Below are 14,472 nucleotides of genomic sequence, written 5' to 3'. Positions count from 1 at the left end.
GCCGCCGCCCCACGGCCGCACCCGCGGACCGCCGGCGCCGCCCACGCGGGCCCGACGGCGGTCGCCGGGTCCGGTCGCGCCGCCCGGACCGCACAGAGAGCCCCGTACTTCCGTCATGGTCCCCAGTCCCGCCCAGGCCCCCGGACATCCCGCCCGCAACGGAGCTCCGTCACCGGGGCCGGGAGCCGGGGCGGTTCGCCCCGGCGATCTGCCCGCCGTGCACGACATGCTCGTGGGCGTCGCCCTCCCCGCCCTCGTCGTCAGCCCCCGGCACGGACAGCTCACGGGCGCCGGCCTCGAAGGGGTCTTCCTCGCCGGACGCCGCCTTCTCGCCCGCAGTGTGCTGCGGGTCGCCGGCCGCGAGCCCGTCCCGCTCCGGGGCCGTTCGACCGCCGCGGACCGCGCCGACTTCCTCGGTGTCCTGCGGGCGCCCGGGGATACCGGCCCGGACCCCGGCCTCGTCGTCGAACGGTCGCGCGAGGCCGACGGGACGGAGCGCATCACCCTGCGCAGCTCCGTCGCCCGGCCGCTGCGGCTCCCGGTGGAGCTCGCTCTGGGCACGGATCTCGCGGACCTGGGCCCGGTGGCGGCGGGGCGGCCCGGCGCGGAGCTCTCCGCGAGCGTCCATGGCACCGGCCTCCGCTGGACCGCCGACGACGGTGCCGCCGTCATCGTCTCGGCGGACCCGCCGCCCAGCGACGCGCTGGCAGCCGCCGGACTCCTCCGCTGGGAGGCCGAACTGGCCCCCGGGGACTCCTTCACCCTCACCCTCCGGGTCCGTGGTGAACGCTCCGGCCGGCCGCTCGGCGCGAGCAGCGGTCGGCCCGGCGGGCACGTCCTCGCCGACGCCGTCGCCGAAGGGGACGACCCTCGCCTCGGCCCCCTGCTCCGCGCCTGCGTCGCCGATCTGCGTGCCCTGCTCCAGCGCGACCCCGAGCACCCCGCCGACGTGTACCTCGCCGCCGGAGTGCCCTGGCGCTCGGGACCCGTCACCGCCGAGGCGCTCTGGGCCGCCCGCATGGCACTCCCGCTCGGCACCCGGCTCGCCGCGACCACGCTGCGGGCCCTCGCCCGCACCCAGATCGCCGGGACGGGGGCCGATTCGGGGAGAATCCCGGGACCGCTCAGGGACGCCGGCCCGCACCTCCCGCCCCGGTGCACCGGCGTCGAGGCCACCCTTGCCTTCCCCGTCGTCCTCGCCGAGGCCCGACGCTGGGGGCTGCCCGAGCAGGACCTGGCCGAGCTGCTCCCCGCCGCCGAGCGCTGCCTCGGTCGGCTGCGCGGTGCGGTCGACGCCTGTGGGTTCGTGCCGGACCCGTGGCCCGCCGGACCGGCGCGGGCCGAGACCCAGGCGCACGCGCACCGCGCGGCCGTGCTCGGAGCGGAGCTGCTCGACGCCTGCGGACGGCCCGGCGGGGAGGCCTGGCGCGAGTGGGCCCGGGAACTGCGCGAGCGGTTCCGGAGCCGGTTCTGGATCGACGACCCCTCCGGCGGTCGGCCCGTGCTGGCCCGCACGGTGGACGACCGGCCGCTTCCCCACCTGGGCGGCTGGGCCGCCCATCTCCTCGACAACGGGCTGACCGTCGCCGGATGCGACGCGCCGGGACTGTTGCACAAGGCCCAGACGGAGCGCCTGGCCCGGCTGCTCGCCACACCCGGGCTCGACTCCGGCTGGGGCCTGCGCGGCCTGGGGGAGAAGGAGCCCGGGTACAGCCCCTTCGGGCACCGGTCGGGGGCGGTCCGCGTGCACGAGACGGCGGTCGCCGTCGCGGGGCTCGCGGCGGCGGGGCACGAGAGCGAGGCGGCGGCGCTGCTGCGCGGGGTGCTCGACGTCGCCGAGGCCTTCGACCACCGGCTGCCCGAGATGTACGCGGGCGAGCGTCGGACGACCGGCGCCCTGCCGGTGCCGCATCCCGCGGCCTGCCGGCCCGCCGCAGTCGGAGCCGCGGCCGTGGTGCAGCTGCTGACTGCGGTCCTCGGCATTCGGCCCGACGTCCCCGGGCGCACGGTGGCGCTGCATCCGCTGCGGTCGGCGCCGCTCGGCGAGGTACGCCTCTCGGGGTTGAGGGTCGCGGGCGAGCCGTTCGCGGCACGCGTCGGGCGGCTCGGGCTCGGCATGGTCGAGGAGGCCGCGCCCGGCCTTCAGCTGGGTGTCTGACCCCGCCGGGGCGTTTCCACGGCCGAAGGCGGGTCCCAGCGGAAGAAGAGGGGGACGGGGAGGGGCGGGGCGGAGAAGAAGTGGTATCGGATCGTTCCGGCGGACGTGTTTATCGTCAGGAAGACGACTATGATCACGGGCATGTCTCCCTACGACCCGTCGGCCTTTCCGCCCTTCGCCGTCACCGTCGATCTGGTCGTGCTCACCGTGCGGCGCCACGCCCTGTGCGCCCTGGTCGTGAAACGGGGAGAGGCCCCGTTCCAGGGCCGCTGGGCGCTGCCGGGCGGCTTCGTCCGGGCCGACGAGGATCTCGACGCCGCCGCCGCGCGCGAGCTGGTCGAGGAGACGGGGCTCTGCGTCCACGCCCCCGGCGAACCGGAGCTCGAGGCCGGCAACGGCGCCCACCTGGAACAGCTGGCGACCTACGGAGCGCCCGACCGGGACCCGCGCATGCGCGTGGTCAGCGTCGCCCACCTCGCGCTCTCGCCCGACCTGCCCGCGCCGCGGGCCGGCGGCGACGCCAACAGCGCGCGCTGGGCGCCCGTGGAGGAGATTCTCGGGCAGGACGCGGCAGCGGAGGGTGAGTCGCCGGCGCCGCTCGCCTTCGACCACGCCAAAATCCTGGGCGACGGCGTGGAGCGCGCCCGCTCCAAGATCGAGTACTCCTCCCTGGCGACCGCCTTCTGCCCGCCCGAGTTCACGGTCGGCGAGCTCCGCAGGGTCTACGAGGCCGTGTGGGGCGTGGCCCTGGATCCGCGCAACTTCCACCGCAAGGTGACCGGCACGCCCGGCTTCCTCGTGCCGGCGGGCGGCACCACGACCCGTCAGGGCGGGCGCCCCGCCCAGCTGTTCCGCGCTGGTGGGGCCACCCTGCTGAACCCGCCCATGCTCCGGCCGGAGGTCTGACGGGCGCTCGTCCGGCCACCCGAGCCGCCAACCATGCACCAAAAGTCCGAAATCTGGCGTTATCTTGCTGGGAAAGCCGCCCTGCCGCGGAGCGGTCTCACCTACCCGCGAGAGAAGCGATGCTCCAGGCCATCGGACTCACCAGTACCCCCCGCCGGGATCGACCGCCCGCCGTGGACGATCTCTCCTTCGAGGCCCGGCCGGGCACCGTCACCGCCCTGCTCGGACCAGCCGGCGCCGGCAAGACCACCGCCCTGCGCCTGATGCTGCAGCTCGAACCGGGCCGCGGCGTCACCTACTTCCGGGGCCGCCCGCTGCACCGCGTCGCCCACCCCGCCCGCGAGGTCGGCGTGCTCCTCGGCGACGTCCCCGGACACCCCTCCCGCACCCTGCGCAGCCAGCTGCGCATGCTCTGCGCCGCGACCGGTGTCTCCGGCGCCCGGGCCGACGACATGCTCCAGGTCGTGGGCCTCACCGGAGTCCACGACCAGCGCATCGGCACCCTTCCCCGCGGCATGGACCGCCGACTCGGCCTTGCCTCGGCCCTGTTGGGCGACCCGCACACCCTGCTCCTGGACGAGCCGGTCGCCGGACTCTCCGTCAACGAAAGCGCCTGGTTCCACGAACTCCTGCGCACCCACGCCGACGAGGGCGGCACGGTCGTCTACACCACGGCCGATCCGAAGGACGCCGCCCGCAACGCCGACCGGGTCGTCACCCTCGACGGCGGTCGGCTCGCCGCCGACCAGGACGTCACCGACTTCACCCGCACCCGCCTGCGCCCCCGTGTCGCCGTGCGCACCCCGCACGCCGCCCGGCTCGCCGCGGTCCTCACTCAGGAGTCGCGTGCCGCGCGCCGCCCCGTGGAAGTCGTGACGGAGGGCGGCAACCGCCTCTCCGTGTACGGGAGCGACTGCGCGACCGTCGGCGAGAGCGCCTACCGCAACGGTGTGCTCATCCATCAACTCGCCGACGAGATCGGTGCCGAGGGTGATCTCGGCACCGCGGTCGGGGCGGGTGGCAAGAGAGCCGGACGTACGCGACTCGCCGCCCCCGCTCCGGACCAGACGGCCACCCGGGCGGGAGCCGGGCGGACCGCCCTCGCCCAGGCGTCCTCGGACGTGCCGGTCGCGGGGAGCGCCGCCGCCCGCCCGGCGGGGGAGCGGTGGGACGAAGGGGCGCCGACCGAAGAGGGGACCGTCCGCAAGAAGCGGGCCAGGGGGAGAGCCACCGCGGACAGGCCGGACTGGAAGGACCGGCTCAGGAGGAAAGGGGCCGGTGGGGCGCCCGCGGCCGTGGCCGCTTCCCCCGCTTCCGGGGCCACCTCCGTCGGCCGAGCCTCGCCCCCCGCCGCCGGAGCGGCGGCCTCGGACTCCCGAGCCCCGTCCCGCGCCTCCGGGACCGCGTCCCCCGGCGCGCGGGCCGCCGCCGGGCGCTCCTCCCGGCGGCCTCCCCGCTCGCCTCGCGCCCCGTACCGCTCCCCCCTCCGCCCGCTGCGCTACGAGGTCCGCAGGCTCCTCGGTGTGCCGTCCACGCCGCTGGTCGTCGTGGGGGTCCTGATGGTGTCCGTGACCCTCGCCGTGCTGCTCGCCCGGGGCGGGCGGACGCCCCTGCCCGCGGCCCTGGCCGGCTGGCCGGGGATCTCCCCGCTGCCACCCGCGGCCCTCGGGGCCGGGCTCCTCGGGGCCTTCTCCTTCGGCGAGGAGTACCGCTACCCCGCCCTGACCACCGGGCGGGGCGCCGTCCCCCGCCGCCTCGGCCTGCTGCTCGCCAAGCTCGGGGTCGCCGCGGCCGTCGGGGCGTGCCTCGCGGGGGTGGTCGTCGTGGCCGACCTGGAGGCCCTGCGTCTCGTCTACGGCGGCGACTTGATCCCCGTACCGCGGAACTGGCCCACGCTCTGTGCGAATTGGTTCGGTCTGGTGGTCGGTTGCGCGTGGGCCGGGGTGCTCGGGGCGGGGGTCTTCCGGGCCGCGGCCGCGGGAGTCGCCGCGGTCCTGGCCGTGCCGGTGCTCTTCGCGCCGCCTCTGCAGCGCTTCCTGGCCGGCGCGCCCCGTCGCTCCGTCACCGGACTTCCGGCCCGGCTGCGCGAGTTCGCGCGCGTCGAGTGGGCGTCGGACGCCGACCGGTGGCTGATGGGGGCGCTGCGGGTGGTCGGACAGCCCGTGGGGGTGGCCCTGACCCTGACGTTGACGGTCCTGCTCTGCGCCTATGTGCTCACGGGGCGCCACAGCAGGGCCCGTTGGTGATCACCCTCGGATCGAAAGATTCCGCTTCACCGGTAACTCCCCGCAGAAATGCCCTCTATGTCCGATTAATCGTCAATTGTGTAGGGGGTGCCGATCACCCTTTCGTGTGCTTTTCACCAAAGACCTCAAGGGGCACGAGAGCCACGCCGACAAAGGATGCGTGAGTACCCTTGCGCACACGATGATGACCCCCGCCCGCCCCGTCGAGTCCGGCCTCGGCGCGCCGGGCGACCTCGACCGCTACCCCTACGCGGAGGCGCCCGGAGCCGACCGCGTCGGTCCACCCGCCTGGGAGGCGACGGAAGAACTCGGCCGGGTCGGCCGCAGGACCGCCGGCAGCCGCGGCCGCGGCCTGCACGGACAGCTCGTCCAGCAGCTCGGTCAGATGATCGTCTCCGGTGACCTCGGCGCCGACCGTCCCCTCGTCCCCGAGGAGATCGGCCAGCGCTTCGAGGTCTCACGCACCGTCGTCCGCGAGTCGCTGCGCGTGCTCGAGGCCAAGGGCCTGGTCAGCGCCCGCCCCAATGTCGGCACCCGGGTCCGTCCGGTCAGCGACTGGAACCTGCTCGACCCCGACATCATCGAGTGGCGCGCCTTCGGTCCGCAGCGCGACGACCAGCGCCGCGAGCTGAACGAGCTGCGCTGGACCATCGAGCCCCTCGCCGCGCGGCTGGCCGCCGGGCACGGTCGCCCGGACATCCAGCAGCGCCTCGCCGACATGGTCGAGATCATGGGCCACGCGTACGCGCAGGGTGACGGGATCACCTTCGCGCGCGCCGACGCGGAGTTCCACGCCCTCCTCATCCAGCTCGCCGGCAACCGGATGCTGGAACACCTCTCCGGCATCGTCGGCGCGGCCCTGCAGGTCTCCGGGTCGCCCGCGACCGGCTGCGACCGCCCGAGCGACAGCTCCCTCACGCACCACGCCCGGATCGTCGACGCGCTCGCAGCGGGGGACGCCGTCGCCGCCGAGTCCGCCATGCGGCAGCTGCTGACCGTCCACCCCGACGTGGAGCGCGTCGTGCCGGCTCCCCGCGAGCACTGATCCTCGAGTCGTGGCCAGGAGCGCCGTCACACCCGCACCACGCGCCGCCGGACCCGAGCGGGGCCCGGGGGTGGAAATTCACCCCCGGGAGCGCCCGGGTCTGGCGGCGCGAAGGTGCGACCGTGGAAGGTGGGGCCGGAATCAGTCGGTCCGAACCCCTTGATCGTGTCGCGTTTCGGAGGTTTCATGGTGGATTCGTCGCAAATGAGGTGTGACTCGGGCCACGCGGATTGGGCGTAACACTCCTCGAAGCCGCGCGATGACCTAAGAGGTGACAGCCGAGGAAGGAATACAGCAGCCGCTCGCGGCGCTGTGCAGTTCCCCGGTCCAGCCCGCGCCGTCGGCACATTCCTGGCCGACGGTCGTCGGCTCCAGCCTGATCCAGGGCGGGGCCGGAAGCCGTTTTCCATCGTTCCGAGAGGTTGTTCGTGTCGGCCAGCACATCCCGTACGCTCCCGCCGGAGATCGCCGAGTCCGAGTCTGTGATGGCGCTCATCGAGCGGGGAAAGGCTGATGGGCAGATCGCCGGCGATGACGTGCGTCGGGCCTTCGAGGCTGACCAGATTCCGCCAACCCAGTGGAAGAATGTTCTGCGCAGCCTCAATCAGATCCTCGAGGAAGAGGGTGTGACGCTGATGGTCAGTGCAGCGGAGTCGCCGAAGCGCGCCCGCAAGAGCGTCGCAGCGAAGAGCCCGGCCAAGCGCACCGCCACCAAGACCGTCACCGCCAGGACGACCGTGACGAAGACCGTCTCGGCCGCCACCGCGGCCCCGGCGGCCGAGAGCGCGGACCCGGCCGACGAGGCCGGAGCGCCGGCCAAGAAGGCCGCGGCCAAGAAGACCGTCGCCAAGAAGACGGTGGCCAAGAAGACCGTCGCCAAGAAGACCGCGGCGAAGAAGACCACGGCCAAGAAGGGCGAGGACGAGGAGCTGCTCGAGGGCGAGGAGCTGCTCGAGGACGCCGCGCCCGGCAAGGACGAGGAAGAGGCCGAGGGCGAGAACAAGGGCTTCGTCCTGTCCGACGAGGACGAGGACGACGCCCCGGCCCAGCAGGTCGCCGTCGCCGGTGCCACCGCGGACCCGGTCAAGGACTACCTGAAGCAGATCGGTAAGGTCCCGCTGCTCAACGCCGAGCAGGAGGTCGAGCTCGCCAAGCGCATCGAGGCCGGTCTGTTCGCCGAGGACAAGCTGGCGAACTCCGACAAGCTGGCCCCCAAGCTCAAGCGCGAGCTGGAGATCATCGCCGAGGACGGCCGTCGCGCCAAGAACCACCTCCTGGAGGCCAACCTCCGTCTGGTGGTCTCGCTGGCCAAGCGCTACACCGGCCGCGGCATGCTCTTCCTGGACCTGATCCAGGAGGGCAACCTGGGTCTGATCCGCGCCGTCGAGAAGTTCGACTACACCAAGGGCTACAAGTTCTCCACGTACGCCACCTGGTGGATTCGTCAGGCGATCACCCGCGCCATGGCCGACCAGGCCCGCACCATCCGTATCCCGGTGCACATGGTCGAGGTCATCAACAAGCTCGCCCGTGTGCAGCGCCAGATGCTCCAGGACCTGGGTCGCGAGCCCACGCCGGAGGAGCTGGCCAAGGAGCTCGACATGACCCCGGAGAAGGTCATCGAGGTCCAGAAGTACGGCCGCGAGCCGATCTCGCTGCACACCCCGCTGGGCGAGGACGGCGACAGCGAGTTCGGTGACCTCATCGAGGACTCCGAGGCGGTCGTCCCGGCCGACGCGGTCAGCTTCACGCTCCTGCAGGAGCAGCTGCACTCCGTCCTCGACACGCTCTCCGAGCGTGAGGCCGGTGTCGTCTCCATGCGCTTCGGTCTCACCGACGGTCAGCCGAAGACCCTCGACGAGATCGGCAAGGTCTACGGCGTGACGCGTGAGCGCATCCGTCAGATCGAGTCGAAGACGATGTCGAAGCTGCGCCACCCGTCGCGCTCGCAGGTGCTGCGCGACTACCTCGACTGATCCGGGACCTCTCCAGGTCTCGTCCGGCCGAGGGCACGTACGACGAACGAAGGGCCCGATTCCCCCACGCGGGGAGCCGGGCCCTTCGGCGCGTGCGCGGGTGCACGGCGGGCACGCCTGGACGACGCTGGGTGAACCGACATCATCGGAGAGTCAGGAGGCCATATGCGTCGTCCCCTTGCCCGAGCATTGACCGGTGCCCTGGGCCTGCTCGCCGGGGCCGTGGCGCCGCTCGCCGCCACGGCCCCGGCGTCCGCCGACAGCGTCGTGGTCGGCGGACAGCCGGCCCGGATCACCGAGGCGCCGTGGGTCGTCGCGCTGTCCAGCCGTGACCGGTTCGGGGGTACACGGGCGGGCCAGTTCTGCGGAGGGGTGGTCGTGGCCCCCACCAAGGTGCTCACGGCGGCCCACTGCCTGGGTCGCGAGGTCCTGGGCGGAGAACCATGGCAGCTCGCCGACTTCGCGGTGATCGCGGGGCGCACGTCCCTGCGCGGGCAGGGCGGCCAGGAGATCAGGGTCAGCGACACCTGGGTCAACCCGGACTACGACCCGGCGGGGAACTCGGGCGACCTGGCGGTGCTCACGCTCGAGAAGGCGCTGCCGACGGCGTACGCCATCGCCGTGGCCGCCCCGAAGGACCCGGCGATGCACCCGGGGACGCCGGCCACCGTGTACGGCTGGGGGGACACCACAGGGAACGGCTCGTACGCGACGTCCCTACGCTCGGCCCAGGTGCAGGTGCTGCCCGACGGGGCCTGCGAGCGGGCGTACCCGGGCGGCTTCGGCGTTTCGTACCGCGGCGACAGCATGCTCTGCGCCGGGGACCCGAACGGGGGCCGGGACGCGTGCCAGGGCGACAGCGGAGGGCCGCTGGTCGCGCAGGGCCGCCTGATCGGACTCGTCTCCTGGGGGAGCGGCTGCGGTCAGGCGGAGAACCCCGGGGTCTACACCCGGGTGTCCGCGGTACTGCCACCACGCCTCTGACGTTCCGTCGAGACGTCGTGACGGTACGAGAGCGGGCGGCCACCCCCCTCGAACTGCGGGAGTGGCCGCCCGTCGGCCGGTTTCAGGGACCGGCACGTCGCTCGTCGTGGATGCGAGGCGTCAGTGCTCGTCGCCCATGGTGCGCGCCGGCACGTCGGTGAGCCGGTCGGTCTCGTCCTGTATCTCTGCGGCGATCTTCTTGAGTTCCGGCTCGAACTTGCGCCCGTGGTGGGCGCAGAAGAGCAAGTCACCGCCGCTGACAAGGACGACACGCAGGTATGCCTGGGCGCCGCAGCGGTCGCAGCGGTCAGCGGCCGTCAGGGGGCTCGCGGGGGTCAGAACAGTAGTCACGTCGCCTCTTCTCTAGCTCGACGAGCTGTCGTACCAGGGTCAACATCCAACCAGGCCGAAAACGTTCCCGCTCGTGGCTTTTCCTCGAAACTTCTTCCAGGTGGCTGTCTGCTGCCGGTTGGCGGCGAATGAGCCGTATTGCTTCGCTCTACGGGTTTCGCATTGCTGTGTGTGGTTGCGTCCCTCCGGCGGGTTGCCGGTTGTTCATGAGGACGTGCCCGAACCCTAAATGGTTCATGCGTCGAAGGGAACGTGATGTTCGCGTCACCCCATCGAGGGATCGAACATCCATACGACACTGGACTAGCATGAAGAATCAGGAGGGTGGCGTGACAACGGCTCTACCAGGCATCGGTACCCTCTGACCGGTGACCGACGCCGGGCCTTACCCCACCGGGCCAGATTTCAAATTCAGCGAGGAGCGAACCGCGTGACCGCCGAGAAGTCCGTGCCGTCCAGTGCGCTGCTGACCGCAGACCGTGACGGATCCAACTACACCGCGCGGCACCTGCTCGTCCTCGAGGGGCTCGAAGCCGTCCGTAAGCGCCCCGGCATGTACATCGGGTCCACCGACAGCCGCGGCCTCATGCACTGCCTCTGGGAGATCATCGACAACTCCGTCGACGAGGCCCTCGGGGGCTACTGCGACCACATCGACGTCGTCCTCCACGACGACGGCTCGGTCGAGGTCCGGGACAACGGCCGCGGCATCCCCGTCGACGTCGAGCCGAAGACCGGCCTCACCGGCGTCGAGGTCGTCATGACCAAGCTCCACGCCGGCGGAAAGTTCGGCGGCGGCTCGTACGCGGCCTCCGGCGGTCTGCACGGCGTGGGCGCCTCCGTGGTGAACGCCCTCTCCGCCCGTCTCGACGTCGAGGTCGACCGCAACGGCGCCACGCACGCGATCAGCTTCCGCCGCGGCGTCCCCGGCATCTTCACAGAGCAGGGCCCCGACAGCCCCTTCGACCCGGCGGGCGGCCTGCTCAAGGGCAAGCGCGTCCCCAAGACCCGCACCGGTACCCGCGTGCGCTACTGGGCGGACCGGCAGATCTTCCTCAAGGACGCAAAACTCTCCTTGGAGACGCTGCACCAGCGCGCCCGCCAGACCGCCTTCCTCGTCCCCGGCCTCACCATCGTCGTCCGCGACGAGCGTGATCTGGAGGGGATCGGCAAGAGCGAGGAGACGTTCCGCTTCGACGGCGGCATCAGCGAGTTCTGCGAGTTCCTCGCCCAGGACAAGGCCGTCTGCGACGTGCTGCGCCTCACCGGCCAGGGCACCTTCAAGGAGACCGTCCCGGTCCTCGACGACCGCGGCCACATGACCCCGACCGAGGTCACCCGCGAGCTCGGCGTCGACGTCGCCCTGCGCTGGGGCACCGGCTACGACGCCACGGTCCGCTCCTTCGTCAACATCATCGCCACGCCCAAGGGCGGCACCCACGTCTCCGGCTTCGAGCAGGCGATCACCAAGACGGTCAACGAGGTGCTGCGCTCCAGCAAGCTGCTGCGCGTCGCCGAGGACGACGTCGTCAAGGACGACGCCCTGGAGGGCCTGACCGCCGTCGTCACCGTGCGCCTCGCCGAGCCGCAGTTCGAGGGCCAGACCAAGGAGGTGCTCGGCACCTCCGCGGCCCGCCGGATCGTCGCCACGGTGGTGAGCCGGGAGCTCAAGGCGTTCCTGACCTCCACCAAGCGCGACGCCAAGGCCCAGGCCCGCGCCGTCCTGGAGAAGGCGGTCGCCGCCGCCCGTACCCGGATCGCGGCCCGCCAGCACAAGGAGGCGCAGCGCAGGAAGACCGCCCTGGAGTCCTCCTCGCTGCCCGCCAAGCTGGCCGACTGCCGCAGCGACGACGTCGAGCGCAGCGAGCTCTTCATCGTCGAGGGAGACTCCGCGCTCGGCACCGCCAAGCTCGCCCGCAACAGCGAGTTCCAGGCCCTGCTGCCGATCCGCGGCAAGATCCTCAACGTCCAGAAGTCCTCCGTCTCGGACATGCTCAAGAACGCCGAGTGCGGAGCGATCATCCAGGTCATAGGAGCGGGCTCGGGCCGCACCTTCGACATCGACGCCGCCCGGTACGGGAAGGTCATCATGATGACCGACGCCGACGTCGACGGCTCCCACATCCGCACCCTGCTGCTGACCCTCTTCCAGCGCTACATGCGCCCCATGGTGGAGCAGGGGCGCGTCTTCGCCGCCGTGCCGCCGCTGCACCGCATCGAGCTGGTCCAGCCCAAGAAGGGCCAGGACAAGTACGTCTACACGTACTCGGACAACGAGCTGCGCCAGACCCTGCTCGAGTTCCAGCGCAAGGGGGTCCGCTACAAGGACTCCATCCAGCGCTACAAGGGCCTCGGCGAGATGGACGCCGACCAGCTGGCGGAGACCACCATGGACCCGCGCCACCGCACCCTGCGCCGGATCAACATCGGTGACCTGGAGGCGGCCGAGCAGGTCTTCGACCTGCTCATGGGCAACGACGTGGCACCCCGCAAGGAGTTCATCACCAGCTCCGCGGCGACCCTCGACCGCTCGCGCATCGACGCCTGACGCGGGCATCCGCCCACCCGCCCTGACCGGCCCGCCCGATACGACTGTCGGACGGGCCGGTCAGGCGTGTCAGGGGCGAAGTCACACAATGGGGTGAAGAGGGGCGGGAGAAGAGTCCGGGATCTTCCCGCTCTGTCCATCCTTGGGCACGCGGCCGAAACGGTTCGCTGACAAGGAGAGTTCACGGGTGGACAAACAGGAAGGGCGCGACCCCGCAGCGCTGCGGATCGACGATCCCTGGTACGAGGAGCTGGCCGCCGGCTGGGGCGAGCACGACGGGGTCGGACCCGAGGGCAGCGGGGCGGCGCCCGGCGCCCTGCCACGGCAGCAGAGCGCCCCGACCGCGGCCGACATCTACCTGGAGGTCCAGCGCAGCCCCGCCTTCCAGGAGGTGCGGGGCCGCTACCGCCGGTTCGTCTTCCCGGCCGCCGCCGCCTTCCTCCTCTGGTACCTGGCGTACGTCGTCGCCGCGACCGCCGCCCCCGGCCTCATGGCCCGCCCCGTCGCCGGAGCGGTCAACGTCGCCATGGTCGCCGGACTCGCCCAGTTCGCCACGACCTTCCTGCTGACCTGGGCCTACGCCCGGCACGCCCGGCTGCGCCGGGATCGCGCGGCCCTCGAACTGCGCTGGGACACCCAGGAGATGACCCGGGGAGCGCGGCCGTGAGCGGAGACCATCAGACCCTCGCGCTGCTGCTGTTCAGCGTGTTCATCGCGGTCACCCTGGGGATCACCACGTGGGTCGGCCGCAACCGACGGGGGTCGGCCGAGGAGTTCTACGCCGGCGGCCGGCTCTTCTCGCCGATGGAGAACGGCTTCGCCATCGCCGGCGACTACATGTCCGCCGCCTCCTTCCTCGGCATCTCCGGCCTCATCGCGCTGTTCGGCTACGACGGCATGCTCTACTCCGTCGGCTTCCTCGTGGCCTGGCTGGTCGTCCTCCTGCTCGTCGCCGAACTCGTCCGCAACTGCGGCCGGTTCACCCTCGCCGACGTCGTCGCCTCCCGCATGGCCGAGCGCCCGGTCCGGATCGCGGCCGGCGCCTCCTCGGTCACCGTCTCCGTGCTGTACCTGGTGGCCCAGATGGTCGGCGCCGGAAGCCTCGTGGCCCTGCTGCTCGGCGGGACCAGCGACGCCGCCCGCTCCTGGACGGTGATCGGGGTCGGGGCGCTCATGGTCGTGTACGTGTCGCTCGGCGGCATGCGGGCCACCACCTGGATCCAGATCGTCAAGGCCGTGCTCCTCATGGCCGGCACGATCACCCTCACCGTGCTCGTCCTGCTGCGCTTCCACGGCGACTTCGACCAGTTGCTCACCACCGCCGCCGAACGCAGCGGGCACGGCCGGGACTTCCTGGCTCCCGGGCTGCGCTACGGCGGCGACTGGTCCGCACGCCTCGACTTCGTCAGCCTCGGGATCGCCCTCGTCCTCGGCACCGCCGGACTGCCGCACATCCTGTCCCGTTTCTACACCGTGCCCACGGCGCGTGCCGCCCGCCGTTCCGTCGTCTGGTCCATCGGCCTCATCGGCAGCTTCTACCTGATGACGATCGTGCTCGGCTTCGGCGCGGCCGCCCTCGTCGGGCCCGACACCGTCCGTGCCTCCAACGCCGCGGGCAACACCGCCGTTCCGCTGCTCGCCCTCGACCTCGGTGGCGGGGCGGGGTCCACCGGCGGCACCGTGCTCTTCGCGATCGTCGCCGCCGTCGCGTTCGCCACCATCCTGGCCGTCGTCGCCGGCATCACGCTCGCCTCGTCCGCGTCCGTCGCCCACGACCTCTACGCCTCGCTGCGTCGCCGGCACGCCCGCCAGGTCAGCGAGGTGACCGTCGCCCGGCTCGCCGCGGCCGGGATCGGGGTCGCCGCCATCGGGCTCGGGCTGCTCGCCCGCGACCTCAACGTGGCCTTCCTCGTCGGCCTCGCCTTCGCCGTCGCCGCCTCCGCGAACCTCCCCGTGCTGCTCTACTCGCTGTTCTGGCGCAGGTTCACCACCCGCGGCGCGGTCTGGTCGGTGTACGGAGGGCTGATCCCGGCGATGCTGCTCGTGCTGGTCTCGCCGGTCGTCTCCGGCAGCCCCGAATCGCTCTTCCCCGGGGTCGACTTCCAGCTCTTCCCGCTGCAGAACCCGGGCGTGGTCTCCATCCCGCTCGGCTTCCTCGCGGGCTGGCTCGGCACCGTCACCTCGCCCGAGCCGCCGGACGAGGCCCGGCACGCCGAGACGGAGGTCCGGGCGCTCACCGGCGCCGGGGCGGTCTGAGG

General features: G+C 72.4%; 10 protein-coding genes. 9 read left to right on the top strand and 1 reads right to left on the bottom strand.

What is annotated here, in order from left to right; all coding sequences use genetic code 11:
* Nucleotides 1-115: 115 nt before the first annotated feature.
* The 6 genes from ACIRQF_RS29635 to ACIRQF_RS29610 all read left to right on the top strand — a co-directional run bounded on the left by ACIRQF_RS29635 (nucleotide 116) and on the right by ACIRQF_RS29610 (nucleotide 9,315).
* Entirely contained in the window at nucleotides 116-2,158 is a 2,043-nt protein-coding gene (locus ACIRQF_RS29635) for a glycogen debranching N-terminal domain-containing protein (RefSeq protein ID WP_404096534.1), read from the top strand.
* Nucleotides 2,159-2,299: 141 nt separating this feature from the next.
* Nucleotides 2,300-3,064 carry an NUDIX domain-containing protein gene (locus ACIRQF_RS29630; RefSeq protein ID WP_376628619.1) on the top strand — a complete coding sequence of 255 codons (765 nt, stop codon included), beginning with the start codon at nucleotides 2,300-2,302 and terminating at the stop codon, nucleotides 3,062-3,064.
* A 173-nt stretch (nucleotides 3,065-3,237) separates the two neighbouring features.
* Nucleotides 3,238-5,310 (top strand): ATP-binding cassette domain-containing protein, encoded by a 2,073-nt coding sequence (locus tag ACIRQF_RS29625; RefSeq protein WP_404096532.1) that lies wholly within the window; start codon nucleotides 3,238-3,240, stop codon nucleotides 5,308-5,310.
* Nucleotides 5,311-5,470: 160 nt separating this feature from the next.
* Entirely contained in the window at nucleotides 5,471-6,355 is an 885-nt protein-coding gene (locus ACIRQF_RS29620) for a FadR/GntR family transcriptional regulator (RefSeq protein ID WP_404096529.1), read from the top strand.
* Between the two features lie 428 nt (nucleotides 6,356-6,783).
* On the top strand, nucleotides 6,784-8,331 hold the full coding sequence (locus ACIRQF_RS29615) for an RNA polymerase sigma factor (protein WP_376628627.1): 1,548 nt from the start codon (nucleotides 6,784-6,786) through the stop codon (nucleotides 8,329-8,331).
* Between the two features lie 165 nt (nucleotides 8,332-8,496).
* Nucleotides 8,497-9,315 (top strand): serine protease, encoded by an 819-nt coding sequence (locus ACIRQF_RS29610; RefSeq protein WP_376628629.1) that lies wholly within the window; start codon nucleotides 8,497-8,499, stop codon nucleotides 9,313-9,315.
* A 120-nt stretch (nucleotides 9,316-9,435) separates the two neighbouring features.
* Here the strand turns inward: ACIRQF_RS29610 and ACIRQF_RS29605 are convergent, their stop codons facing one another.
* Nucleotides 9,436-9,666 carry a hypothetical protein gene (locus tag ACIRQF_RS29605; protein WP_365340701.1) on the bottom strand — a complete coding sequence of 77 codons (231 nt, stop codon included), beginning with the start codon at nucleotides 9,664-9,666 and terminating at the stop codon, nucleotides 9,436-9,438.
* Between the two features lie 430 nt (nucleotides 9,667-10,096).
* Here ACIRQF_RS29605 and ACIRQF_RS29600 point away from each other — a divergent pair, with 430 nt between their 5' ends.
* The 3 genes from ACIRQF_RS29600 to ACIRQF_RS29590 all read left to right on the top strand — a co-directional run bounded on the left by ACIRQF_RS29600 (nucleotide 10,097) and on the right by ACIRQF_RS29590 (nucleotide 14,470).
* Entirely contained in the window at nucleotides 10,097-12,214 is a 2,118-nt protein-coding gene (locus tag ACIRQF_RS29600) for a type IIA DNA topoisomerase subunit B (protein ID WP_382481604.1), read from the top strand.
* A 187-nt stretch (nucleotides 12,215-12,401) separates the two neighbouring features.
* Nucleotides 12,402-12,881, top strand: coding sequence for a DUF485 domain-containing protein (locus ACIRQF_RS29595; RefSeq protein WP_404096525.1), 480 nt, complete (start codon nucleotides 12,402-12,404; stop codon nucleotides 12,879-12,881).
* Nucleotides 12,878-14,470 (top strand): cation acetate symporter, encoded by a 1,593-nt coding sequence (locus ACIRQF_RS29590; RefSeq protein ID WP_382481609.1) that lies wholly within the window; start codon nucleotides 12,878-12,880, stop codon nucleotides 14,468-14,470. Before ACIRQF_RS29595 ends, ACIRQF_RS29590 begins: the two co-directional genes overlap by 4 nt.
* Nucleotides 14,471-14,472: the final 2 nt, after the last annotated feature.

Origin of the sequence: Streptomyces sp. NPDC101191, assembly GCF_044767915.1 — a bacterium.
Lineage (GTDB): Bacteria > Actinomycetota > Actinomycetes > Streptomycetales > Streptomycetaceae > Streptomyces.
The sequence above is the reverse complement of the archived record's forward strand: the minus strand, read 5'-3'. Positions and strand labels throughout refer to the sequence as shown.